Origin of the sequence: Rhodoferax ferrireducens T118 (assembly GCF_000013605.1) — a bacterium.
GTDB classification, from domain to species: Bacteria; Pseudomonadota; Gammaproteobacteria; order Burkholderiales; family Burkholderiaceae_C; genus Rhodoferax; species Rhodoferax ferrireducens.
In genome coordinates, this window is the sequence record NC_007908.1 from 2,220,557 (window position 1) to 2,243,739 (window position 23,183).

Genomic DNA, 23,183 nt, shown 5'->3' on the forward strand with positions numbered 1-23,183 from the left:
GTCAGGTAAAGAAAAGTTCAGCCCACCCGGTGCGGGCGCTTGAGCACGGTGGGCAACCAGCCACCGGGCGATAGCAACAAGGACAGGCCGTACAACACCCCGGCGCAGCCGATGATGGTTGGCCCGCTGGGCGTGTCCAGGTGATAAGACAGCAGCAGCCCGGCCACGCCCGCCAAAGCTGCTTGCGCGCTGGCGTTGAGCAGTTGGGCGCTTAAAGAGTCGTGCCAGAGCCGGCTTGAGACGGCGGGCAGCATCATCAGGCCCACTGCCATCAGCGTGCCCAGGGTCTGAAAACCCGCCACCAGGTTGATCACCACCAGCATCAAAAAACTTTGTTGCCAGATCCATCCCCGGCGGCTCCAGCCGCGCCCGGCGGAGGCGGCCAGAAATACCGGGTCAAAGGTTTCCAGCACCAGCCCCCGGTACAGCGCGGCCAGAGCGATCACGCTCACACTGGCCACGCCAGCCACCAGCAGCAGCCCTTGCGCATCGACGCCCAGCGCGCTGCCAAACAAAATATGCAGCAGGTCAAGCTGGCTGCCCTGGCGCGAGATCAGCGTCACACCCAGGGCCAGCGCCACCAGGTAGATGGCAGCCAGGCTGGCATCTTCCTTCAGGCGGGTGGCGCGGCTGACCACGCCGGCAATCGCCGCGACAGCCAAGCCCGCCAGCACACCGCCCAGCGCCATGGCGGGCAGCGACAGGCCAAACAGCATGAAGCCCACCGCCACGCCCGGCAGCACCGCGTGGCTCAGCGCGTCGCCCAGCAGGCTCATGCGCCGCAGCGTCAAAAAAACGCCCAGGGGTGCCGCGCTGATGGCCAGCGCCAACGTGGCTACCAGCGCGCGACGCATAAAGGCAAATTCGGCAAAGGGACCGACCGAAAAGTCCCAGAGGGTTTGGTACCAAGCCATCATGGGGTTGCGCCGTGCAAACGGACCGGCTCCGTGTTGGGCTGCGTTTTGAATGCGATGTCTGCTAGCGGATCTTTTCCACCGGACTCATCGGTGTGGCAAATGTCGGCGTTGTCGTCCCAGGCCTCGGCCAGGGCGCGGGCGCGCTGCAAATTGGACTCGGTGAGCACCTGTGCGGTGTCGCCCCAGGCCACCAGCTCGCGTGCCAGCAGCACCGTTTGCCCAAAGTGCGCGCGCACCTGCGCGTCGTCGTGCAGCACGGCAATCACCGTGCGGCCTTGTGCGTGCCATTGGTGGATCAGTGTCAACAGTGCGGCCGTGGTGCGCGAGTCCATGGCGTTGAAGGGTTCGTCGAGCAAGATCAGGTCAGCGTCTTGCATCAGCAGGCGGGCAAACAGCACGCGCTGAAACTGCCCGCTGGAGAGTGACCCCACCGTGCGACGCTCAAAGCCTTCCAGCCCCACGGTGCGAATGGCCGCATTGGCGCGGGCCATCAGGTCAGCGCTGACCCCACCCCAGGCACCCACGCTGCTCCAGCAGCCCAACAGCACACAGTCGTGCACCGGCATCGGAAAGTCGCGGTCAATCTCGGTCATTTGCGGCAAGTAGGCCATGCGCGCGCGCGCTGTGGTCAGCAAGACGCGCCCACCTTCGGGCTTGATCAAGCCCATGATGCTTTTGAGCAGCGTGCTTTTTCCCGAGCCGTTGGGGCCAATCACCGCCGTGAGCGCGCCGGGCGCAAACCGGCCGCTGATGTGGTGCAGGGCCGGATGCTGGCGGTAGCTGACCGTCAGGTTGTCGACCGTTACCACGCGGTCACTCCCGCGCCTGTATTGGCCCACCACACGGCCAACCACAGTGCCAGCAGCACCGGCAACACAGCCAACACGCGCAGCCAGGCGGGCCAGGCCAACACGCTGCGCGTTTGGGCGGGCTGTTGCGCCTCGTGGTCTGATCCCGGGGCGTGCGGGTGGCCGTGCTCGTGGTCGTGCGTCGGGTGTGACATCTTTGGGTGTGTTCAAAAAATAGCGATTGCGGCGATAATGCAACTGAATTGCGATATAGTTTAACGCAACTCAATTGCAATAATTGCCTGCCTTCCAAAAAACTTTGACCTGGTCATGCCTGCTGTTACCCGCTTGAGTCCACCTGATCCGATTGACGCTTTGCTGTCAGCCCACGGCCTGCGCCGCACGGGCGCCGCGCGTCTGGTGTTGGGCTGGCTGCTGGCGCATCCTGACACCAGTTACACCCACGCCCAGTTGCAGACGGCGTTGCAGGATGCCAGTGCTGCGGATGGACAAGGGGCAGGCGAGGGCGGTGGCACACTGGACCGCGTGACGCTGTACCGCCTGATTGACCGGCTGACCCAAGTCGGTCTGCTGCTGTGCCGGGTCGACGTCAATCGGGTGCGCCGTTACCAGTCCATGCCCGCCAGCGTGCATGCGTTGCCGCACTTTGAGTGCCAGAGCTGCCACCGCGACCAGCCTTTGGAAGGTGCGTTGCAGGGCAATGCGCTTGATTTGGAGGTGGCGGCACAAAACGCTTTGCAAGCCCTCAAAGCCCTGGGCTACCAGGGCCTGAGCCTGGATCTGGCGGTGCGCGGCGTGTGTGCGGACTGTGCAACTGCAGCCTCAATCGCACCGACTCCTGCAGTCACGCCCTGATGCTGACGCCTGGTGACTGGCTGTCTGATACGCTGGAATTAGTGCTCCGATACTTGATCTGAATCAGGATGGCAGATTTCCTGGCAGAAGATACTTGACGTTTTGTTTTCAAATTAGTCGATCACTATCGGCGCCCAGGTTGTCATGCCAAGCAGCCCGAGACCGGGTGCGCCACACCAACAACGCGGGCCACACGCTTTGCTACCTGAAGCCATGCCATTTATTCGTCAACGCATCGGCGCACTAGTCAGGCTCAATCACCATGTGCCGATCTGGTTGCTGGCCGCGTTGGTGTTTGCCGCAGTCTGGCTGCATACTTTTCGTCTGATCAACGATGACCGCGCCAAAGCCATGGGCGGCGCAGAAAACGAAATAGTCAATCTGGCGCGGATTGGCCAGGAACATGCCGAACGCATCTTTTACAGCGTTGACCAGACCTTGCGCCTGGTTCGTTCTGAATATCAGGAACATTCAGGTGGTCTTGACCTTGGCACGATGCGTGTCGAGGGGGTTTTTGATGAGAGAACCATTCGTCAGGTCAGTATCGTTGACGCGTCGGGGATTCTTCGGTTGAGCAGCCTGCCTCTGAGCGATCATCGTGATGTGTCGGATCGGGACTACTTCAAGGCCCAGCGCGAAGCTGCCAGCGACACGCTTTTCATCTCAAAGCCCGAGTTCGATCTGGCTTATGGGGTGTGGTCGGTCCGGGTTTCGCGTCGGATCGTGGGCAATGACGGAGAATTTGCTGGTGTGGTTGTCGTGTCGCTCGATCCCACCTATTTCACCCGTTTTTACGGCGAACTCCAGCTCGGTCATGAGGGTGTCGCGGCGCTGTATGGATTGACCGGATCCTTGCTCGCCCGCAAGACCGCGCATACGGAGACATTCACTGGCAATGCCGTGTCGAGCCCGGTCTTTGCACGTATTGCCCGCGGCGATACCAGCGGCACGCTGACCTTTCAAGCCCAGACCGACGGTATCGAACGCCTTTACCACTTCAAACAATTGGCTTCTTACCCGGTACTGGTATTGGTCGGGCTGGCCAGCAAGGACGTGTTTGCCCAGCAAGAGGACACCCTGCAGCATCGCGTATGGGAAGCCGTCATCCTGAGTGTTCTCCTGCTCGTTCTTGGCGTGCTTCTATCCTGGTATGTGGTCATCAGGCGGCGCCATTCGACGGCGCAGCGGCAAGCCCTGGTGCAGTTGCAAAGCCTCACCCACCATGTGCCGGGGGTGGTATTTCAGTACCTGCTGCGCCCCGATGGCAGTTCCTGCTTCCCTTTTGCCAGTGCTGGCCTGCACAAAATCTTTCGGCTCAGTCCTGAAGCTGTTGCGCAGGATGCTGCGCCGCTTTTTGCCTTGATGCACCCAGATGATGCGGCTGGTGTGGCGGCATCGATCCAGGCCTCATCCCGTGCGTTGACGCCTTGGGTCGATGAGTATCGCGTGAAGTTTGGGGATGGCACGGTGCGCTGGCTGTCGAGCAAGGCCGCGCCGCAAAAACTCGATGACGGTTCGGTCTTATGGCACGGTTTCGTGTCCGATGTCACGGCGCACAAACAGGCAGAAGAGTCCTTGATCACCTTGTCGGCGGCGGTCGAACAATCGCCGGTTTCCATCGTCATCAGCGACCCCCGGGGGCTCATTGAATACGTCAATCCGATGTTCGAGCAGGTCAGTGGTTACCGGCGTGCCGAGGTCATGGGGCAGAACCCCCGCATTTTGTCGTCGCACGAAAAGTCAGAGGATGAGTACCGCGAGATGTGGGCCACATTGCTGGCGGGAGACATCTGGCATGGTGAGTTTCACAGCCGCCGCAAGGATGGCTCGCTGTTCTGGGAGCAGGCAGCGATTGCCCCTATTTTTGACGATCACGGCAGGCCGATTCATTACCTGGCGATCAAGGAAGACATCACCAAGCGCAAGGCGGCCGAGGCCGAAATCGAGCATCTGGCTTTTTATGACTTGCTCACCGGGCTGCCTAATCGGCGCCTGCTGAACGACCGGCTGCAACAGGTGCTGGCGGTCGGCACGCGCAGCCGTCGCCATGGCGCCTTGCTGTTCATTGATCTGGACAATTTTAAAAACCTGAACGACACCCAGGGTCATGAGCAGGGTGATGTGTTGTTGCAGCAAGTGGCCCAGCGGCTCAACTTTTGTGTGCGTGAATGCGACACGGTGGCGAGGCTGGGGGGTGATGATTTTGTTGTGATGCTGCAGGATCTGAGCGAGCAGCAGACTGAGGCGGCCACGCAGGCCGAAGGCGTGGGCCAGAAGATCCTTGATGCTTTGCACCAGCCTTACCCTTTTGGCCACTTTACGCACCACGGTAGTGCCAGTGTGGGTGTGGCGCTGTTCAACGCCAGCCAGGACACGGTCGAAGAGCTACTCAAACGGGCTGACCTGGCGCTGTACCAGGCCAAGGATGCCGGGCGCAACACGCTGCGCTTTTTTGACCCCGACATGCAGGCGGTCATCAGTGCGCGCGCCGAGATGGAGGCGGATATGCGCCTTGGCCTGCAGGAAAACCAGTTCCTGCTTTATTACCAGCCGCAGGTGAACCACGCGGGCCGTCTGATCGGTGTTGAGGCGTTGGTGCGCTGGCAGCATCCACTGCGTGGCTTGGTGGCGCCAGCGCACTTCATTCCCTTGGCTGAAGATACCGGCCTGATCCTGCCCTTGGGCCAATGGGTCATGGAGGCCGCTTGCCGCCAATTGCAGCTCTGGCGGACACAAGCACATACTGCGCAGTTGACGATCGCGGTGAACGTCAGCGCGTTGCAGTTTCACGGTGAGAGTTTTGTGTCGGATGTACTGGCAACGCTGGCGCGCACCGGGGCCCCGGCGGACCGGCTCAAGCTGGAGCTGACCGAGAGCCTGCTGGTCAAGGACGTTGATGGCGTCATCGCCAAGATGGTGGCACTCAAGGCTCACGGCGTCGGATTTTCGCTCGATGATTTTGGTACCGGCTATTCATCGTTGTCCTATCTCAAACGCTTGCCGCTGGACCAGATCAAGATTGACCAGTCGTTTGTGAGCGATGCCTTGAGCAACCCGAAAGACGCTGCATTGGTCCGGGCCACCGTGGCGATGGGGCGCGGCCTTGGCATGATGGTGATTGCCGAAGGCGTGGAGACCCAGATGCAGCGTGATTTTCTGGAGGGCGAGGGCTGCCTCAATTTCCAGGGCTATTTCTTTGGTCGCCCGGTTCCGGTCGCCGAGCTGGCGTGTTTTTTAGTCGCTGAATAAATTTGCATGATCAATCCTGTTCTCTCTTCCCTGCTGCCGGTGGTGCTGTTGGTTGCTATTGGTTTTATAACTGGCCGCGCAGGCTGGATAAGGGCTGAGGCCATAAAAGACTTGTCAAACCTGGTCTTCATGGTGCTCACACCGGCGCTGCTGTTTCGCACCATGAGCACGGTGCACGTGGAGCAGCTCAACTTCAAACCGGTGCTGATGTACTTTGTGGCGGCCATGCTGCTGTTTGGCTTCGTTCTGATTTGGCAAGGGGGAACGCGCCGCGCGGCGGTGCTGGCGCTGGCTGCCACTTTCAGCAACACGGTGATGATTGGCATCCCGCTGGTGGGGCTGGCTTATGGCCAGGCCGGCTTGGTGACACTGTTCACCTTGATCTCGGTCCATGCGCTGATGCTGTTGACGTTTGCCACCGTGGTGCTGGAACTGGCAGTCGCCCGCGAGAAAGTCGCGGCCGGTGGCGGGGGCGGTCAGCACATGCTGTTGACGGTGCTGGGCGCGGTGCGCAACGGCATCATTCATCCGGTGCCTTTGCCCATCATCGTGGGCTTGCTGTTTGCACAAACCGGCCAGGTGATGCCAGCGGTGGTGGATCGCCCGCTCCAGTTGTTGGGCAACGCTTTTGGCCCGGTGGCCCTGGTGCTGGTTGGGGTAACGCTGACCGCTGTGCGCATCGGGGACCACTTCAAGGCGGCACTGGGTTTGAGTCTGATCAAGAACCTGGCGTTCCCGGCGCTGGTGGCGCTGCTGTGCTGGGGTTTGGGCTTGAGTGGCTTGCAGCTGACCGTGATGATCGTGACAGCGGCGCTGCCGATCGGTGCCAATGTGTTCATGTTTTCGCAGCGTTACCAGGTCGCTGAAGAATTGGTGACGGCCAGCATGGCGGTGTCCACCGGCCTGGGGCTGGTGACGCTCTCCTTGGTGATGGCGCTGGCGAGCTTGCTCTGACCGCTATTTAAAGCCCCAGCAAACCCAGCCCCAGCACCAGGGCGGTGCCCCACATCAGCAAAGCCACCAGTGCGTCCAGCGCCCGCCACACGCCGGGTTGACGCAGGCGCGGGCCCAGGCACAACAGGCACACGCCCAAGCCTGTAAACCAGATCACCGAGCCGGTGGCCGCGCCCGCGCCAAACACCGCGTTGCCCGGCTGGCCCCAGGCCAGTGAGGCGGTGCCGAGCAAGACGGCCGTGTCGAGCCAGACATGCGGGTTGAGCCATGAAAAAGCCAGCGCGGCCAGGATGGCCTGGCGGCGTGTCATGACGACCTCATCACTGGCGTTGGCCTGCGACATGGCAGCGGCCGCGCCGCTGCGAAAGCGCGCAAACGCCTGGGCGCCATAAACCAGCAGGAACAGGATGCCACCGCCCACCAGGGCGTTCTTGATCGTGTCAGACAGGCCGCCCAACTGACCCAGGCCAAAAATGCTCATGCCAATGAACAGCACGTCCGACAGAATGCAAAGGCCAATCGTCAGCCACAGGTGCTGGCCCCGTAAACCCATGCGCAGCACATGCGCGTTCTGGGGTCCCAAGGCCATGATGAGCGAGAGGCTGAGCAGCAAACCCGCGTTGAAAGCAGGGGTCTGGGCCAGGGCGTGAGAGAGAGGCAGCATGGTGTGTCGGCGCAAGGTGCTCGGTGCAAAGATGCCAGTGTGTCGCCAGCGCCGAATTTATTAAACCAAACTAAATTAAACTAACTAATGATAAAAAATACTTGATGGAAGGTGGGCGAAATGCTGGATGCGAGGCAACTGGAGGCCTTGGCGGCGGTGCTGGAGCACGGGGGCTTTGGTCCGGCTGCGCAGGCTTTGAACTTGACGCTGGCGGCCGTCTCGCTGCGTATCAAGGGCCTGGAGTCCGCGCTGGGGCAGCGTTTGCTGGTGCGCGGCAAAACGGTGCGCGCCACCGCCGCGGGGCAGGCCTTGCTGGCCCACGTCAAGCAACTGCGTCTGATGGAGGCCGATCTGGTCGGTGGGCTGGGTGGTCACAGGCCGGGCGCCGCTACCGCCTGGCAAACCCTGTGTGTCGCTGTCAACGCCGATTCCCTGGTCAGCTGGTTTTTGCCCGGTGTGGCGGCTTTGCTGACACGGCACCGGCTGCTGCTGGACCTGGTGATTGACGACCAGGATCACACCCATGAATCGCTCAAGAACGGCGATGTCGTGGGCTGTGTGAGCACGCAGGCGCAGCCCATGCGCGGCTGTCTGGCCGAAAATTTGGGTGTGATGCGCTATTGCTGCATGGCGGCGGCTGCGCTGGTCGAAAAGTGCCACACCAAGACCGGGGCGTTGTCAGTGCACCGCTTGCTGGCCGCGCCAGCGGTCATCTTTAACCGCAAGGACGGCTTGCAGGATATCTTTTTGGCACAGAACTTTCAGTTGACGACGCCCCAGTACCCGCGGCATTTTGTTCCCGCTGTGGACGCGTTCGAAAGCGCGCTGGCGCACGGTTTGGGCTGGGGCATGGTGCCGGAGTTGCACCTGGCGGACCTGTCGGCGCGCCCGGGGCATGCCGCGCTGGTGGAGGTATTGCCCGGCAGCGCGGTGGATGTGGCGCTTTACTGGCACCACTGGGAGCGCGAGCCTGCGTCCGCGCAACGGCTGACCCAGGCCGTCAAGCAGGCCGCGCGCAAAATTTTGCGTTGATTGGGTTCTCAGGGCGCCAGACGTTCGCGAATCCACACCGGTTTGGCATCGGGCAAGGTGCTGGCAGGTTCGATCAAGGTGTAGCGCAGCCGGTCATGCAGGCGGCTCTTGCGGCCTTGCCAGAATTGCCAATGGTCGGGCTTGAGGCGGTAGCCGCCCCAGTGCGGCGGGCGCGGCGGGTTGAGCAAAAATTTTGCCCCGTATTTGGCCGCGTTGGCCACCAGCACGCTCCGCCCCGAGATCACCTGGCTTTGCGGGCTGGCCCAGGCGCCGATGCGCGAGTCCAGCGGTCGGCTGTGAAAGTAGCTGTCGCTTTCTTCCTCACTCACTTTTTCAACAATGCCTTCGATGCGCACCACCCGTTCCAGCTCCACCCAGTGAAACTGCAGCGCGGCATAAGGGTTGCCCGCCAGCTCCTGGCCCTTGCGGCTGTCATAGTTGGTGAACCAGGTGATGCCGCGCTCGTCATAGCCCTTGATCAGCACCACGCGGGTGCTGGGGCGCAGGTTACTCGCTACGGTGGCCACGGTCATGGCGTTGGGCTCGGGGATTTCAGCGGAAATGGCTTCTTTCAACCATTTCTCAAACTGCTGGAGCGGGTCAGCGTGTGAGGCGTCTTCGCTGAGTTCGGCGCGTTCGTAGCTTTTGCGGAGGTGGGCGATGGAGGTCATAGGGGAAAGAGTATAGGCAGGTTGATCTTTGGGTCTTATTGTCAGAACCTTGTCCTTTGACTCGGGTGGGAGTTGATTTTTGATGCTTTGTATTCCCCCCCCCCTCTCCCCCAACCCCTCTCCACCCCCGCCGGGGCGGAAAGGGGAGCTAACTGCCACATTTGGCCGCGTCTTTAAAGGTGGGGCGTACACGCGCCATTTGGCGTTGAGGTATCAATTGATTTGAGCGACCCGTTTCTAAGTTGCGTCCACTTTGAGGCCAGCGGCCAATCAAGAGCCAATTTCCCACCTTTGAAGACGCGGCCAAATGAAGCTCCCCTCTTCCGCCCGGCGGGGCGGGAGAGGGGGTGGGGGTGTGAGTGGGGGAAGATCGGCAAAAATCAGTGCAATGGTCAAAAACCATACACCGCGCAGACCGGGTAACATAGCCAATGTAATTAAGTTACCAACATTTGACAAAATCATGAAACTCAACCAAACCGTCGAAGCCGTCACGCAGCGCATCCGCCAACGCAGCCAGCCCACGCGCAGTGCCTACCTGGAGCGCCTGGCGCTTACCGCGCAGCGCAAACCCGGTGCGCAGCGGCTGGGCTGCGCGAACGTGGCGCACGCTTTTGCCGCACTCCCCATCAATGACAAATTCCGCGTGGTGGCCGAGCGAGCGCCCAATATCGGCATCGTGAACGCCTACAACGACATCCTGTCGGCCCACGCCCCGATGCAGCATTACCCTGAAATCATCAAGGTGGAAGCCCGCAGGCTGGGTGCCACCGCCCAGGTGGCTGGCGGCGTGCCGGCGATGTGCGACGGCGTGACGCAAGGCACGCCGGGCATGGAACTCAGTCTGTTTTCGCGCGACGTGATCGCCATGGCCACCGCGGTCTCCCTGAGCCATGACGTGTTCGATGCCGCGCTGATGATCGGCGTGTGCGACAAGATCGTGCCCGGCCTGCTGATCGGCGCGCTGCATTTTGGCCATTTGCCGACCGTGTTTGTGCCGGCCGGCCCCATGACCTCGGGTCTGTCGAACAACGAAAAATCGAAGGTGCGCGAGAAAGCCGCCCAAGGTCTGGTCGGGCGCCCCGAGTTGCTGGAAGCCGAATCCAAGGCCTATCACGGCGCGGGCACCTGCACCTTCTACGGCACCGCCAACAGCAACCAGATGCTGCTCGAAGCCATGGGCCTGCATGTGCCGGGCACCGCTTTTGTCAACCCGGGCAATACGATCCGCGACGAGCTGACGCGCGAAGCCGTGCGCACCGTGCTCGACATCACCAAGGCGCGTCGGTTTGCGCCGATTGGCGAAGTGGTGGACGAGCGCTGCATCGTCAACGCCATGGTGGCCTTGCTGGCCACTGGCGGCTCCACCAACCACCTGATTCACTGGGTGGCGGTGGCCCGCGCGGCCGGCATCGTGATTGACTGGGATGATTTCTCCGAACTGTCGGAAGTGGTGCCCTTGTTGACACGGGTCTACCCCAACGGCAGCGCGGACGTGAACCAGTTCCAGGCCGCCGGTGGACCCGGTTTTGTGATTCGTGAGTTGCTGGATGCGGGGCTGATGCACGCCGATGTGTTGACGGTGCGCGCCGGCGGTCTGCGGGAATACACCGGCATCCCCGCCGGCACACCGGACGGGCAAGGGGCGCTGCATTGGGTCGATGCCGGTGCCAGCAAAGACGACAGCGTGGTGCGGCCGGCCAGTGCGCCCTTCAGCCCGCACGGCGGCCTCATGTTGCTCAAAGGCAATCTGGGGCGCAGTGTGATCAAGGTCTCGGCCGTGCCGGACGACCGCCATGTGGTGGAAGCCCCGTGCCGGGTGTTTGACTCGCAGGAAGCTTTGCATGCAGCCTTCGGCGCAGGGGAGCTGGACCGCATGTGCCTGGAAAACGCCGCCGGCGGCGTGGTGTGTGTGGTGCGCTGGCAGGGTCCGCACGCCAACGGCATGCCCGAGCTACACAAGCTCACGCCGCCGCTGGCCGTGTTGCAGGGCAAAGGCTTCAAGGTGGCGCTGGTCACCGACGGGCGCATGAGTGGCGCCTCGGGCAAAGTGCCGGCCGCCATTCACGTCTCGCCCGAAGCCGCCGCCGGCGGTCCGCTGGCCAAGGTGCGCGACGGCGATGTGATTCGCCTGGACGCCACGACGGGCACGCTGGAGGTGCTGGTTGCTGCCGACGCGTGGGCCGCCCGCACGCTGGACGACATGCCCGAAGCCCTGCGGCACGCGAATGGCATTGGCATGGGGCGTGAGCTTTTTGCCGGCATGCGGCGCAATGCCCTGAGCGCCGAGCATGGTGCTTGCACCTGGTCTTGAATCAACACCCCCTATCAATCTGGAGACGCCGATGAGTACAAACCCAAAATTTTCAGCCCTGCAAGTGATGCAGGACGCCCCGGTGATTCCGGTCATTGTGTTGAACAACATCGCCCATGCCGTGCCGATGGCGCGCGCTCTGGTCGCAGGCGGCATCCGCATGCTGGAGGTCACGCTGCGCACGCCACAGGCGCTGGCCTGCATTGAGGCTATTGCCAGGGATGTGCCCGAAGCCGTGGTTGGCGCCGGTACCGTGCGTACGCGCGCCGATGCCCAGGCGGCCGCCATGGCCGGTGCCCGTTTTGCGGTGAGTCCCGGCTTTACCCCCGCCGTGGGTCAGGCTTGCCGCGATGTGGGCTTGGCGCTGTTGCCGGGCGTGGCGACCGGCAGCGAAATCATGCAGGCGCTGGAAGCTGGCTTTACCGAGTTGAAGTTCTTCCCGGCCTTGCAAGCGGGCGGACCGGCCATGCTCAAAGCCTGGAGTGGTCCATTTTTTGACGTCAAGTTCTGCCCCACCGGCGGTGTGACCTTGCACAACGCCCCCGACTTTCTGGCACTGCCCAATGTGGTGTGTGTCGGTGGTTCCTGGCTGGTGCCGGCCGACGCCCTGACGCAGGGCGACTGGGCACGCATCACACAGTTGGCGCGTGCCACCAAAAGTTTATAAGAATATGGCCGCTAGCCACCGTCGCATCTATCTTATAAGCTATTAAAATAATAGCTTATTGGCAGCGTATGTCTTTCGATCTCCATCGAAAGACTTGAGCAATGCCTTGAATTCGGGAGACTCCAGCAAAATGTGGCGACCTGCCTCAACCAGGCGACGCACGTCAGCTCGCACAATTGACAATGCAGTAGGAATCTGGAGAAGTGCCTTGCGCTGAAGTAATTCGGGTGCGTCGCGCAGGTTGACGTTGACGACGTAGATTTGCGCGTCAGGCGTGAAAGTGTCATTGTCCTGCGCCGCCGAGTGCTTGAGCTCGCTACGCCACACCTGCGCGGTATCGGTCAGCAAGCCGAGCGTTTCCTGTGTGACGCGGGCGCCGGCGCCAAACAGCAGTGCATCAAAAACTTGTAAGGTGTCAGGCACCTTGTCGCTGGCGTCAATGCGCTCGGACGGGTCACGCTCGGCATTGATGGCAATGATCACGAGCTTTTGAATGGCATTTTTTGATGTGCGACGCGCGGCGTTGCGGATACCGCCGGCGGCCAACGATTGCTCCAGCAAGGTGCGCAGTCCCAGGTTGTCAGCCAGGCCACCATCTACCAAGTGGATGTACGGCCGCGTCTTCGCGTCCAGGTAGGAGCGCTGGCTGTCCCGCAGCAAGCGCACGCGGTAATCGGTAGGTGCTGCACCGTTGAGGCTGTTTGGCGGGCGTGGGCAAACGTCATTGTGGTTTTTGAGTGTTGTAGGGCTGAGTGCAATGGGCACGGCCGACGATGAGGCCACTGCGAACGACAGCGGCACACTGGCCAGATCCGAGCAGATCAGCTCGAACTGCTCCTGACTGAATACAAAGCTGGAGCCCAGTGACAGGTCCGTGGCCGAGATCAACAGGCCGGGGCGGGCGGCCAGGTCGCCGAAGGTTTTGCCTTTGAAAAGTTCATCTAGCCGACGCGCGAGCAATTGCGTGCGGCCAAACCAGGGCGAGGACAATTCGTACAGGGCGGCCGGGCGCAGCACGTTGCTGATCAAGGTGTCCTGGAAGTTCTGGTACAGAAAATCCTTTTCAAAGGCGGGGAAAGTTCGCTGGCCAAAAGCAGCGTAGTAGGCAGCGATGAAGCTTCCGCCCGATACCCCGCTAATCACGTCCAGCTCGTCAAGCAGCGCTATGTCGCGGCCATTCCAATGCACCTGGGTTTGCCTCAGCGCATCCAGCACGCCGTAGCCAAACGCGGCTGCGCGCGCACCGCCGCCCGAGATGGTGATGGCGAACAGCATGGAGCTGTCTTGCTTGACTGGAGGTCCCACGTCCGGGGCCAAGCTGCTCGCGGCGGGCAGCGCCACATCGGGCGGCAAAGGCAGGTTTTGCCATGGACGCACGCTGGAGCAGGCAGTCAGAAGGAGCGCCAGCAACAGAGCGAAGCCGTGGCGCAGTTGCTGTGTCAACATAGCACTTCCACCAGTTGGGCCTTCTCGTTCACTGCTGCGTCGTGTCGTTGATCAATTCCCAGTCATCATCTACCGGCGTTGGCCTTGTTGCGCGTGCTCAGGCTGGCAATCAGGCCATCAATGCCTTTGCCATTGATTTCCTGGGCAAACTGGCTGCGATAGGTTTCCACCAGCCACACACCCATGACGTTCAGGTTGTAAATCTTCCAGCCAAGCCCCTCGCCAGAGGTTTTTTCCAGCCGGTAGTCCAGCTGAACGGGGTCGCCCCGGCCTTTGACCTCGGTGCGAACCACGGTCTCTTTGTCGTCCGCTGCCACACGCAGAGGCTTGACGGCAATGGTCTGGTCGCTGACCTGGGTCAACGCGCCAGCATAGGTGCGCAGCAGCAAAATCTTGAACTCATCCTGCAAACGTTTTTGCTGTTCCGGCGTCGCCTGCCGCCAGGCCGGACCCACGGCAGAGGCCGTCATGCGCTGAAAATTGACATTGGGCATGATCTTGGCATCCACCAGCGCAGCGATCCGGGAGGTATCCCCGGCACGGATGGCTTTGTCGGCCTTGATGCTGTCCAGCACCTCGGTGAACAGGCGTTTGATCAGGGTGTCGGCGGCTTCATCCGCTGCGCGCGCCGGCAGGGCCAGCAGGCTGGCGGCGCTCATCAGCAGCGTGACTAACAGGCGTGCCCATAAGCGACGGTTCATGGTCTAACTTCCTTCTTTTGCAGCGCCGATTTTTCTACCGCATCCCGGTCGGATGCACCGCCTCCCAGCGCCTTGTACAAGGTGACCTGGTTCTGCAAATACGCGAGTTTGGTTTGCGCCACGCCCTGCTGGATGGCAAACAGCGAGCGTTGCGCGTCCAGTATGTCCAGGTAACTGGCAACGCCATTGCGGTAACGCAGGTCGGCCAGGCGGAAGCGGTCGGCTTCAGCGTCAAGCTGCACTTGCTGGGCTTGCACCTGCTCGTCCAGCGTGGCGCGCCCGGCCAGCGCGTCCGCCACTTCGCGGAAGGCGCTCTGGATCGCCTTTTCGTACTGCGCCACGGCGATGTCGCGGCCCGCGTTGCTGGCATCCAGATTGGCCTGGTTGCGCCCGGCGTCAAAGATCGGCAACAGTGCTTGCGGCGCCAGCGTCCAACCCCAGGAACCGTTTTTGAACAGGCCGGAGAGCTCGCTGCTGGCGCTGCCGGCACTGGCGGTCAGCGAGATGCGCGGGAAGAACGCTGCGCGTGCCGCCCCAATGCTGGCATTGGCCGCGATCAGCTGCTGCTCGGCCTGGCGGATGTCCGGGCGGCGCGTCAGCAGGTCGGACGGCAGCCCGGCCGGCATGTCGCGGAAAACCGGTGCAGTGGCCGAGGTGGCCAGCAGCGTGTCGGGCAGCGGCTGCCCCACCAGCAGGGTGAGCGCGTTCACGTCCAGCGCGCGCAGGCGCCGCTGTTGGGCCAGGGTGGCGCGCGCTTGCGCCGTCAGCGATTCGGCCTGGCGGAAGTCCAGTGCCGAGGCGGCGCCGTTGTCCAGGCGCAGCTTGGTCAGGCGCAGCGAATCGTCGCGCGTGACCAGCGTGCGCTGCGTCAACGCCAGCAATTCGTCGTTGGTCTGCAGGCTCAGCCAGGTGTTGGCCACGGCGGCGATCAGACTGGTCTGCGCCGCCTGGCGCGCCTCATCTGAAGCCAGGTACTGCGCGAGTGCCGATTCCTTCAGGCTGGCGACGCGGCCAAAAAAGTCGATTTCCCACGACGCCATCGCCAGGCCTGCGGTATAGACGCTGCTGATGCCACCGCTGCCATTGGTACTGGGCTGACGCAGGCCGGTGGCCGCCAGGTTCAGGGTGGGAAACTGATCAGCGCGGCGGATCTGGTAGGCCGCACGCACCTGTTCCATATTGAGCACGGCCACGCGCAGGTCGCGGTTGTTCGCCAGCGCCAGGCGGATCAGCTCGCGCAAGGGCGTGTCGCCGACGAAGTCCTGCCACGCCAGATCGGCGGCGGGCGTGCTGGCCTGGTTCTTCGTCGCGGTCGAGGCATCGGGCCATTGGGCAGCGATGGGCGCTGCGGGGCGCTCGTAGGCCGGCATCATCGAGCAACCCGCCAGCAGGGCGGCTGCGGCCACCGCGGCCAGGGCCAGGCCATGCGTCACCGGTCGTGCGAGGGAAAGGTGAGGAGTCTTCATGGGCAGTGTTTGTGAGCGGTGATTATTCATTTCCGGCCTCTTGGTGGTGCAGATGAGCCGCTTTGAGATCTCTTTCGTGCTGACGCTGGCTGCCTTTGAAGAAGGTGCGAACCAGCAAAAAGAAGGCGGGCACGAAAATGACGGCCAGCACCGTGCCGGTGAGCATGCCGCCAATCACGCCGGTGCCAATGGCGCGCTGACTGGCGGAGCTGGCGCCGGTTGAGAGGAACAGCGGCAGCACACCCAGCGTGAACGCTGTGGAGGTCATGATGATGGGGCGAAAGCGCAGGTGGGCTGCTCCGAGCGCAGATTCCATGACGCTTTTGCCTTCGGCCTGCAGGTCCTTGGCAAATTCGATGATCAGAATCGCGTTCTTGGAGGACAGACCGATGATGGTGATCAAACCGATCTGGAAGTACACGTCGTTGGACAGGCCGCGCAACAGGGTTGCCAGCACCACGCCGAGCACGCCCAGCGGCACCACCAGCAGCACCGATAACGGGATCGACCAGCTCTCATACAGCGCTGCCAGACTCAGGAGCACCGCCAGCAGCGCGAAGCCGTACAGGACCATGGCCTGCGCGCCTGCAAGCTTTTCTTCGCGTGACTGGCCGGTCCATTCGAAGCCGAAGCCTTCAGGAAGTCTGGCGGCCAGTTTTTCCATTTCGGCCATGGCGTCCCCGGTACTGAAACCGGGCCCGGCATCGCCGGCAATTTTCATGGCTGGATAGCCGTTGTAGCGAACGGTTTGCATCGGGCCGTTGACCCAGCGCGTGCTGGCGAAAGCCGAGAGCGGCACGATCTGATTGCTGCTGTTGAGCACGGGCAAGTCCAGTACTTTTTCTGGTTGCATCCGTGCGCTGGCATCGACCTGAACGACCACGCGTTGCAACCGACCTTCGTTCGGGAAGTCGTTGACATAGGCCGAACCGAGTGCTGTTGACAAAGCGCTGTTGATGCTGTCAAACCCCACGCCCAGCGCACTGGCCTTGTCGCGGTCGATGTCAATTTGCATCTGGGGCGCGTCTTCCAAGCCGTCAGGTCGCACGCCAGCGAGGACTTTGCTTTGGCTCGCCATGCCCAGCAACATATTGCGTGCGTTGAGCAGCGCGACGTGTCCTTTGCTACCGCGGTCCTGCAAGCGGAAGGTAAAGCCGGTGGCATTGCCGAGCTCGGGAATGGGAGGCGGGCTCAGTGCGAAGATGAAGGCATCACGGACCGCCATCAGGGCGCCAAATGCGCGCCCAGCGACCGCTTGCGCCGAATGCTCCGGACCCGCACGTTCACTCCAATCCTTGAGAATCACAAACGCCAGTCCGGCATTTTGTCCCTGACCTGAAAATGAGAAGCCGGCCACGGTGACAATGTTGGCGATCTCAGGTTGCTTGAGCATGTAGCCTTCGACTTGCGTGAGCACCGAGCGAGTGCGCTCAAGCGTTGCGCCGGCGGGCAATTGCACGTTGGTAACGATGTAGCCCTGATCTTCATTGGGCAGGAACGAGGTTGGCAGGCGCATGTAAATCAGCCCGACCACGCCAATCAGCATGACGTAGACGATCATCATCCGGCCGGCACGCTTGAGTAGCTTGGCCAAACCGCCTTCATAGTTCTTGGCGGTAGATTTGAAGCCGCGGTTGAACCAGCCAAAGAAACCGCCTTTTTCCAGGTGGTGTCCGGCCTCGACGGGTTTCAGCAGCGTGGCGCATAGCGCTGGGGTCAGTGACAGGGCCAGAAAGGCCGAAAAGGCGATCGAGGTGGCCATCGTGGCGGAAAACTGGCGGTAGATGTTGCCCGTTGAGCCCGCAAAGAAGGCCAGCGGGACAAATACCGAAATCAGCACCACGGTGATGCCAATGATGGCACCCGATATCTGACCCATGGCCTTGCGCGCGGCCTGCAACGGGGGCAGGCCTTCTTCGCTCATGATGCGCTCCACGTTCTCCACCACCACGATCGCATCATCGACCACAATGCCGACAACGAGCACCATGCCGAACATGGTCAAAACATTGATCGAGAAACCCATGGCCAGCAAGGCGCCAAAGGTTCCCAGCAGCGCCACCGGCACCACGATGGTCGGAATGATGGTGTAGCGAATGTTCTGCAGAAACAGGAACATCACCAGGAACACCAGCAACATGGCTTCCAGCAGGGTTTCAACCACTTTTCCGATCGACGCCGAGATGAAAATGGAAGTGTCATAAGGGATGGTGTAGCTCACCCCCTGCGGGAACAAGGGCTGCAATTCGGCCAGCTTGACCTTGACCGCTTTTGCTGTCGCCAGTGCATTGGCCGTGGGGGTGAGTTGTACGCCCAGGCCGACAGCCGGTTGGCCATTCAATCGCGCGCTGGTGCTGTAGCTCTGGGCGCCCAGTTCGATGCGGGCGACATCCTTGAGTCGAACCGTGGAGCCGTCGGTATTGGCGCGCAGCACGATCTTGCCAAACGACTCCACCGAGGACAGCTGTCCCGGTACGACGATGGTCGCGTTCATGGTCTGGCCTGGTGCGCTGGGCAGGTCACCAAGATTACCCGCTGATATTTGCGCGTTTTGTGCACGGATGGCCGCATTCACCTGGTCCAGCGACAGATTGAATCCCCTGAGCTTGCTCGGATCAATCCAGATGCGCATGGCGCGTTCCGAACCGAATTGCGTGACCGTGCCAACGCCTGTGATCCGCTGGAGCTCAGGCAACACGTTGCGAGCCGCGTAGTCATTGAGCATGTCCAGGGTCACGTCGGGGTTCTTGGACGACAACATCGTGAACAACAAAAAGTTGGCGCGTGATTTCTCGACGCGCACGCCCTGCTGGTTCACGATGGTCGGCAGTCGCGGTGTGGCGCGCGCCAGTCGGTTTTGCACGTCAACTTGCGCCAAGGCCGGGTCAGTTCCGGGCTCAAAACTCAGTGAGATGGAGCCGGTGCCGTTGGCCTGGCTAGTCGATTCCATGTAGGCCAGTCCGGTAGCGCCGTTCATTTCACGTTCGATGACGGCTAGCACGCTGTCTTCCAGCGTCTGCGCCGTGGCACCGGGATAGGCGGCGGATATCTGAATGGTCGGCGGGGCTACCGTGGGGTACTGTGCAATCGGCAACTGCTTGATGGACACGCCGCCAAGCACCATGATGAAAATGGCAATCACCCACGCAAAGATGGGGCGTTCGATAAAAAATTTGGCCATGGCTCGGGTTCCTTAGCGGGCAGCGCTGGATGCTGCGCTGGCCGGGGCTGCCGGTGCAGCCACGCTGGCGGCGCTTGCGGGCTTGCCGCCCTGCGATTGCCATGGCACGGGCTTGACGACGATGGGATCACCCGGTTTGCCGCGTGGCAGCTTCTGGAAGCCTTCGACCATCACCTGTTCACCAGCCTTGAGACCTTCGAGTACAACCCATTTGTTGTCTTGGGCAGAACCCAGTTTGATCGGGCGCGGCGTGAGGTGGTTGTCGGCGCCAACGACCATGACGGTGTCGCCCTGCTCGCCCCGTGTGACGGCTTGTTGCGGCAGCAAAATGGCGCCGTTGACTTGCGCCTGTTCCAGCTTGACGCGCACGTACAGGCCGGGCAAGAGTGCTTTCTCGGGGTTGGGAACTTCAGCGCGCAAGGTGACTTGACCGCTGGTGGCATCCACCGTCAAGTCGGTAAACAGCAGGCGGCCTGTGTGTTTGTAAGTACTTCCGTCTTCCAGGATAACGGTGACGCTGGCGGCACCTTTGCCCGCCTGCTTGTATTGGCCGTTGGTCAAACCGGCCTTGAGCTTGAGCACTTCGGAGGCCGACTGCGTGAAGTTCACATACATGGGGTCGATTTGTTGGATCACCGCCAGCGGTGTCGCTTCCCCCTGGCCCACCAGCGCACCTTCGGTCACCAGTGAGCGGCCGATACTGCCCGAGATCGGAGCGGTGACGGCGGCGTAGTTCAGGTTGATGCGTGCCGTCTGCACCGCGGCTTTGCCGATGGCGACGTCGGCCTCAGCCTGTTTGCTTGCCGCCTGGGCGTTTACGTACTCCTGTTGACTGATGGCTTTGGCTTCGACCAGGGGTTTGTAACGCTCGGCTTGCGCACTGGCTTGCATCAGGTTGGCTTCGGCTTTGGCCAGGCTGCCCTGGGCACTGGCAAAAGCGGCCTGGTAGGGGCTGGCGTCAATTTCGAACAAAGCCTGACCGGCTTTCACGTCGCTGCCCTCGACAAACAGCCGTTTTTGCAGAATGCCGGCGGCCCGTGCCCGCACCTGGGCCACGCGTGAGGCCTCCAGTCGGCCGGGCAGTTCGGTGATCAAACCCACGTCACCCGGGGTGACGGTGACCACGCCCACCTCGGCGGGCGGCATACCGCCCGCGGGGCCCGCCGGTGCGGTACTGCTTTGGCCGCAGCCCGCCAGCAGGGCCGCAAGACTCAGAGAGGTCAGGGCAAGGTGGCCGCGCAATGGCGACCGGTGGGGGATGGGGGTGGCGATGGAAAGTCGGGCGCGTGGTAAGGACATGGTGCACTTCCTGAAAGAAGGGGAATCTTGGTTTTTTTTGCTGCATGGTATTAAAAACCAGCAGGTTTCTCAAAGTATACATACAATCACGGATGTATGTTGCCTGCATTTCATTTTTACAACGTTATTTGAAAGAAGCCCGTCATGGCTCGCTGTACCAAGGAAGAAGCCCTCGCCACCCGCAACCGTTTGCTGGATGCGGCGGAGCATGTGTTTGCCGAAAAGGGCGTTTCCCGCACCTCCTTGCATGACATTGCAGAAGCCGCTGGCGTGAGCCGGGGCGCGATTTACTGGCATTTCAAAAACAAGGCGGATTTGTTCAACGCCATGATGGAACGCACCACCCTGCCTTTGGAAGATGCCTTGCATCAAATTGGGGATGATCCCGAGTTGGACCCGCTGCATGAGTTGCAGCGCGCGATTCTGGACACCATGCGAAAGATCACCTTGGACGAACGCACCCGTCGTGTTTTTGAGGTGGCCACGCTCAAGGTGGAGTACGTTGATGAACTGCTGGCCGTCAAGGCGCGCCATCTCCAATGCTATGTTGAAGGGGTCGGCCAGATGGAGCGTAGCCTGCGGGAGGCCGCCTTGCGTCGGGGGGCGCCCTTGCGGGTGTCGCTTTCAATGGCGGCGCAGGGTCTGCACGCGCTGGTGGTGGGGCTTATCCATAGCTGGTTGCTGGCGCCGCAAGCCTTTGAGCTGGTCGGCGTTGCCGAAATGGCGCTGGGCGTGTATCTGGCCGGTTTGGGGCTGGTGCCGGCGCCTGAGCAGCAGGCAGCCCCGGCCCCGTAAATCCGTCACACCGGCGGCCATGGTGTCTTTCACGTGGCTGGTGTCACCGGCGTTGCTGAACACAACGATGGGGCGGCGCGTGTCGCGCGTGGGCATCCCCTAAACTCCGTCCCTATGGCAAAAAACTTGCGGGTATTGGGCATTGAGTCCTCGTGTGATGAAACGGGCGTGGCGCTGGTGGAGGTGCGGGGCAGTGTATTGCCGGTGCTTCTGGCCGATGCCTTGTACAGCCAGATCGAGATGCACCAGGCCTACGGTGGCGTGGTGCCCGAACTGGCCAGTCGCGACCACATTCGCCGCGTGCTGCCGCTGACGGAGCAGGTGCTTGCGGCATCCGGTCGAACCTTGGCAGACATTGATGTGGTGGCGTTCACGCGCGGCCCGGGTCTGGCCGGGGCCTTGCTGGTGGGCGCGGGGGTGGCGTGCGCGCTGGGCGCGGCCCTGGGTAAACCGGTGTTGGGTGTGCATCACCTGGAAGGGCATTTGCTGTCACCATTCTTGAGTGCTGATCCGCCCGAATTCCCCTTCGTGGCGCTGCTGGTGTCGGGCGGCCACACGCAGTTGATGCGGGTGGACGGGGTCGGGCGTTACGAATTGCTGGGCGAGACGATTGATGATGCCGCCGGCGAGGCGTTTGACAAGTCAGCCAAGCTGCTGGGGCTGGCTTATCCGGGAGGGCCGGCACTGTCGAGACTGGCCGAGCAGGGTGATGCCACGGCGTTCAAGTTGCCTCGTCCCTTGCTGAAAAGCGGCAATCTTGATTTTTCATTTGCCGGCTTGAAAACGGCGGTGATGGTGCAGGCCAAAAAGCTGGCTGCCGCGCAGGACGGGTCGGTCGAGGCCTTGCCGGTGCAGGTACTGGCTGACCTGGCGGCCTCGACCCAGGCCGCCATTGTCGAAGTGCTGGTCAAGAAGTCGATGACGGCTTTGAGTCAAACCAGTCTCAAACGTCTGGTGGTGGCCGGCGGTGTGGGCGCCAACCGCAGCTTGCGCGCGCAGCTCAATGCGGAGTGTGGCAAGCGCGGCGTGCGGGTGCATTACCCGGAACTGCATCTGTGTACCGACAACGGCGCCATGATTGCCATGGCGGCTGCCATGCGCCTGCAGTCCGGCCAGCAGGCAGCCAGCGAGGTCTATGCTTTTGACGTCAGACCGCGCTGGCCGCTGGGCGATCTGACAGCGTCGGCGTGAGACTGGCCAAAATGTAGACGAAATTGACCGCTAGCCCCCGTATTATAAGGATCTGTTGCTATTATTAATATAGCGTTATTGGGCTGCCCAGCCGCCGTCCATATTCCACGCGACGCCGCGCACATTGTTGCCTGCCGGTGAGCAGAAGAACACCGCCAGCGCACCCAGCTCTTCGGGCGTGGTGAATTGCAGCGACGGCTCCTTTTCACTCAACAAGTGTTTGATCGCCTCGGCATTGCTGATGCCGCCCGCTGCTGCTTTGGCATCGACCTGTTTTTGCACCAGCGGCGTGAGCACCCAGCCGGGGCAGATGGCGTTGCAGGTGACGCCGGTGGTGGCGTTTTCCAGCGCGGTGACTTTGGTCAGTCCGACCACGCCGTGCTTGGCCGTGACGTAGGCTGATTTTTCAGCCGAGGCCACCAGGCCGTGCACGGAGGCGACGTTGATGATGCGGCCCCAGTTGGCCTTCTGCATCGCCGGCAGCGCCAGCCGGGTGGCATGAAAGGCGCTGCTCAGGTTGATGGCGATGATGGCGTCCCAGCGTTCCACCGAGAAGTTCTCGACCCGGGCCACGTGCTGGATGCCAGCGTTGTTGACCAGAATATCCACCCGGCCAAACTGCGCCGCGGCAAATTTCAACATGTCTTCAATTTCGGCCGGTTTGCTCATGTCGGCGCCGTGGTAAGCCACTTTGACGCCGAGTGCTGCCACTTCGGCCTTGGGGCCTTCAACGTCTCCAAAACCGTTCAGCACGATGTTGGCACCCTGGGCGGCCAGGGCTTTGGCCAGCCCCAAACCGATGCCGCTGGTGGATCCGGTGACGAGCGCTGTTTTACCTTTTAACATGATGTTTCTCCGTGTAGTGTTGGGGTGAACTGTGGTTGAATTAGGATGTTGTTACTGTGATGGCGCACCGGGTTGAGAGAATAGTCCCGCCCGTGCGCTTTGCGCCGACTTTATCAAACCCCTAAC

Annotated in this window: 19 protein-coding genes; 8 read left to right on the forward strand and 11 right to left on the reverse strand. The window is 61.8% G+C overall.

The window, feature by feature from the left end; genetic code table 11:
- Positions 1-17 precede the first annotated feature (17 nt).
- From RFER_RS10370 to RFER_RS10380, 3 genes are read right to left on the reverse strand one after another with little or no spacing between them, the layout of a single operon-like run.
- Complete coding sequence (locus tag RFER_RS10370; RefSeq protein ID WP_011464345.1) at positions 18-917, reverse strand: metal ABC transporter permease; 900 nt, start codon at positions 915-917, stop codon at positions 18-20.
- The gene (locus RFER_RS10375; RefSeq protein ID WP_011464346.1) at positions 914-1,726 is read right to left on the reverse strand and encodes a metal ABC transporter ATP-binding protein; all 813 of its coding nucleotides are present in this window, start codon (positions 1,724-1,726) and stop codon (positions 914-916) included. The genes RFER_RS10370 and RFER_RS10375 overlap by 4 nt, the downstream gene beginning before the upstream one ends.
- A complete protein-coding gene (locus RFER_RS10380) occupies positions 1,720-1,920 on the reverse strand; it encodes a hypothetical protein (protein WP_041790545.1) in 201 nt (66 codons plus the stop codon). The genes RFER_RS10375 and RFER_RS10380 overlap by 7 nt, the downstream gene beginning before the upstream one ends.
- A gap of 115 nt (positions 1,921-2,035) precedes the next feature.
- Here RFER_RS10380 and RFER_RS10385 point away from each other — a divergent pair, with 115 nt between their 5' ends.
- The 3 genes from RFER_RS10385 to RFER_RS10395 all read left to right on the forward strand — a co-directional run bounded on the left by RFER_RS10385 (position 2,036) and on the right by RFER_RS10395 (position 6,784).
- Positions 2,036-2,581, forward strand: coding sequence for a Fur family transcriptional regulator (locus RFER_RS10385; protein WP_011464347.1), 546 nt, complete (start codon positions 2,036-2,038; stop codon positions 2,579-2,581).
- A gap of 213 nt (positions 2,582-2,794) precedes the next feature.
- Positions 2,795-5,830, forward strand: a complete 3,036-nt coding sequence (locus tag RFER_RS22995) for a bifunctional diguanylate cyclase/phosphodiesterase (RefSeq protein ID WP_049765643.1) — start codon at positions 2,795-2,797, stop codon at positions 5,828-5,830.
- Between the two features lie 6 nt (positions 5,831-5,836).
- Positions 5,837-6,784: an AEC family transporter gene (locus tag RFER_RS10395; RefSeq protein ID WP_011464349.1), complete on the forward strand. Its 948-nt coding sequence runs from the start codon at positions 5,837-5,839 to the stop codon at positions 6,782-6,784.
- Between the two features lie 7 nt (positions 6,785-6,791).
- Here RFER_RS10395 and RFER_RS10400 read toward each other — a convergent pair whose 3' ends face one another.
- Positions 6,792-7,448 carry a LysE/ArgO family amino acid transporter gene (locus tag RFER_RS10400; protein WP_011464350.1) on the reverse strand — a complete coding sequence of 219 codons (657 nt, stop codon included), beginning with the start codon at positions 7,446-7,448 and terminating at the stop codon, positions 6,792-6,794.
- A 120-nt stretch (positions 7,449-7,568) separates the two neighbouring features.
- Between RFER_RS10400 and RFER_RS10405 the strand changes: the two genes are divergently transcribed.
- Positions 7,569-8,480, forward strand: coding sequence for an HTH-type transcriptional regulator ArgP (locus tag RFER_RS10405; RefSeq protein ID WP_011464351.1), 912 nt, complete (start codon positions 7,569-7,571; stop codon positions 8,478-8,480).
- Positions 8,481-8,488: 8 nt separating this feature from the next.
- On the opposite strand, the gene pdxH is transcribed toward RFER_RS10405, so the two are convergent.
- On the reverse strand, positions 8,489-9,151 hold the full coding sequence (pdxH, locus tag RFER_RS10410; protein ID WP_041790548.1) for a pyridoxamine 5'-phosphate oxidase: 663 nt from the start codon (positions 9,149-9,151) through the stop codon (positions 8,489-8,491).
- Between the two features lie 463 nt (positions 9,152-9,614).
- On the opposite strand from pdxH, the gene edd reads away from it, so the two are divergent.
- Both edd and eda read left to right on the forward strand, forming a co-directional pair.
- Complete coding sequence (edd, locus tag RFER_RS10415; RefSeq protein WP_011464353.1) at positions 9,615-11,465, forward strand: phosphogluconate dehydratase; 1,851 nt, start codon at positions 9,615-9,617, stop codon at positions 11,463-11,465.
- Between the two features lie 31 nt (positions 11,466-11,496).
- On the forward strand, positions 11,497-12,132 hold the full coding sequence (gene eda / locus RFER_RS10420) for a bifunctional 4-hydroxy-2-oxoglutarate aldolase/2-dehydro-3-deoxy-phosphogluconate aldolase (protein ID WP_011464354.1): 636 nt from the start codon (positions 11,497-11,499) through the stop codon (positions 12,130-12,132).
- A 42-nt stretch (positions 12,133-12,174) separates the two neighbouring features.
- On the opposite strand, the gene RFER_RS10425 is transcribed toward eda, so the two are convergent.
- The 5 genes from RFER_RS10425 to RFER_RS10445 all read right to left on the reverse strand — a co-directional run bounded on the left by RFER_RS10425 (position 12,175) and on the right by RFER_RS10445 (position 20,225).
- Entirely contained in the window at positions 12,175-13,578 is a 1,404-nt protein-coding gene (locus RFER_RS10425) for a patatin-like phospholipase family protein (protein ID WP_011464355.1), read from the reverse strand.
- A gap of 65 nt (positions 13,579-13,643) precedes the next feature.
- On the reverse strand, positions 13,644-14,279 hold the full coding sequence (locus RFER_RS10430) for an MlaC/ttg2D family ABC transporter substrate-binding protein (RefSeq protein WP_011464356.1): 636 nt from the start codon (positions 14,277-14,279) through the stop codon (positions 13,644-13,646).
- The gene (locus RFER_RS10435) at positions 14,276-15,745 is read right to left on the reverse strand and encodes an efflux transporter outer membrane subunit (RefSeq protein WP_041790551.1); all 1,470 of its coding nucleotides are present in this window, start codon (positions 15,743-15,745) and stop codon (positions 14,276-14,278) included. The genes RFER_RS10430 and RFER_RS10435 overlap by 4 nt, the downstream gene beginning before the upstream one ends.
- A gap of 22 nt (positions 15,746-15,767) precedes the next feature.
- Positions 15,768-18,926 (reverse strand): efflux RND transporter permease subunit, encoded by a 3,159-nt coding sequence (locus RFER_RS10440; RefSeq protein ID WP_011464358.1) that lies wholly within the window; start codon positions 18,924-18,926, stop codon positions 15,768-15,770.
- A gap of 12 nt (positions 18,927-18,938) precedes the next feature.
- Complete coding sequence (locus tag RFER_RS10445; RefSeq protein ID WP_011464359.1) at positions 18,939-20,225, reverse strand: efflux RND transporter periplasmic adaptor subunit; 1,287 nt, start codon at positions 20,223-20,225, stop codon at positions 18,939-18,941.
- 144 nt (positions 20,226-20,369) lie between these two features.
- On the opposite strand from RFER_RS10445, the gene RFER_RS10450 reads away from it, so the two are divergent.
- Entirely contained in the window at positions 20,370-21,020 is a 651-nt protein-coding gene (locus tag RFER_RS10450; protein ID WP_011464360.1) for a TetR family transcriptional regulator, read from the forward strand.
- A 126-nt stretch (positions 21,021-21,146) separates the two neighbouring features.
- Complete coding sequence (gene tsaD, locus RFER_RS10455; RefSeq protein ID WP_041791950.1) at positions 21,147-22,211, forward strand: tRNA (adenosine(37)-N6)-threonylcarbamoyltransferase complex transferase subunit TsaD; 1,065 nt, start codon at positions 21,147-21,149, stop codon at positions 22,209-22,211.
- Positions 22,212-22,286: 75 nt separating this feature from the next.
- Here the strand turns inward: tsaD and RFER_RS10460 are convergent, their stop codons facing one another.
- Positions 22,287-23,057: a 3-hydroxybutyrate dehydrogenase gene (locus RFER_RS10460; RefSeq protein ID WP_011464362.1), complete on the reverse strand. Its 771-nt coding sequence runs from the start codon at positions 23,055-23,057 to the stop codon at positions 22,287-22,289.
- Positions 23,058-23,183 lie beyond the last annotated feature (126 nt).

What these genes read in the sequence shown, in the direction of transcription:
- RFER_RS10460 (WP_011464362.1), bottom strand. Translation starts at nt 23,057, where the DNA reads ATGTTAAAAGGTAAAACAGCGCTCGTCACCGGATCCACCAGCGGCATC.
- edd (WP_011464353.1), top strand. Translation starts at nt 9,615, where the DNA reads ATGAAACTCAACCAAACCGTCGAAGCCGTCACGCAGCGCATCCGCCAA.
- RFER_RS10380 (WP_041790545.1), bottom strand. Translation starts at nt 1,920, where the DNA reads ATGTCACACCCGACGCACGACCACGAGCACGGCCACCCGCACGCCCCG.
- pdxH (WP_041790548.1), bottom strand. Translation starts at nt 9,151, where the DNA reads ATGACCTCCATCGCCCACCTCCGCAAAAGCTACGAACGCGCCGAACTC.
- RFER_RS10425 (WP_011464355.1), bottom strand. Translation starts at nt 13,578, where the DNA reads ATGTTGACACAGCAACTGCGCCACGGCTTCGCTCTGTTGCTGGCGCTC.
- RFER_RS22995 (WP_049765643.1), top strand. Translation starts at nt 2,795, where the DNA reads ATGCCATTTATTCGTCAACGCATCGGCGCACTAGTCAGGCTCAATCAC.
- RFER_RS10395 (WP_011464349.1), top strand. Translation starts at nt 5,837, where the DNA reads ATGATCAATCCTGTTCTCTCTTCCCTGCTGCCGGTGGTGCTGTTGGTT.
- RFER_RS10400 (WP_011464350.1), bottom strand. Translation starts at nt 7,448, where the DNA reads ATGCTGCCTCTCTCTCACGCCCTGGCCCAGACCCCTGCTTTCAACGCG.
- eda (WP_011464354.1), top strand. Translation starts at nt 11,497, where the DNA reads ATGAGTACAAACCCAAAATTTTCAGCCCTGCAAGTGATGCAGGACGCC.
- RFER_RS10370 (WP_011464345.1), bottom strand. Translation starts at nt 917, where the DNA reads ATGATGGCTTGGTACCAAACCCTCTGGGACTTTTCGGTCGGTCCCTTT.
- RFER_RS10435 (WP_041790551.1), bottom strand. Translation starts at nt 15,745, where the DNA reads ATGAAGACTCCTCACCTTTCCCTCGCACGACCGGTGACGCATGGCCTG.
- RFER_RS10405 (WP_011464351.1), top strand. Translation starts at nt 7,569, where the DNA reads ATGCTGGATGCGAGGCAACTGGAGGCCTTGGCGGCGGTGCTGGAGCAC.
- RFER_RS10430 (WP_011464356.1), bottom strand. Translation starts at nt 14,279, where the DNA reads ATGAACCGTCGCTTATGGGCACGCCTGTTAGTCACGCTGCTGATGAGC.
- RFER_RS10450 (WP_011464360.1), top strand. Translation starts at nt 20,370, where the DNA reads ATGGCTCGCTGTACCAAGGAAGAAGCCCTCGCCACCCGCAACCGTTTG.
- RFER_RS10440 (WP_011464358.1), bottom strand. Translation starts at nt 18,926, where the DNA reads ATGGCCAAATTTTTTATCGAACGCCCCATCTTTGCGTGGGTGATTGCC.
- RFER_RS10385 (WP_011464347.1), top strand. Translation starts at nt 2,036, where the DNA reads ATGCCTGCTGTTACCCGCTTGAGTCCACCTGATCCGATTGACGCTTTG.
- RFER_RS10445 (WP_011464359.1), bottom strand. Translation starts at nt 20,225, where the DNA reads ATGTCCTTACCACGCGCCCGACTTTCCATCGCCACCCCCATCCCCCAC.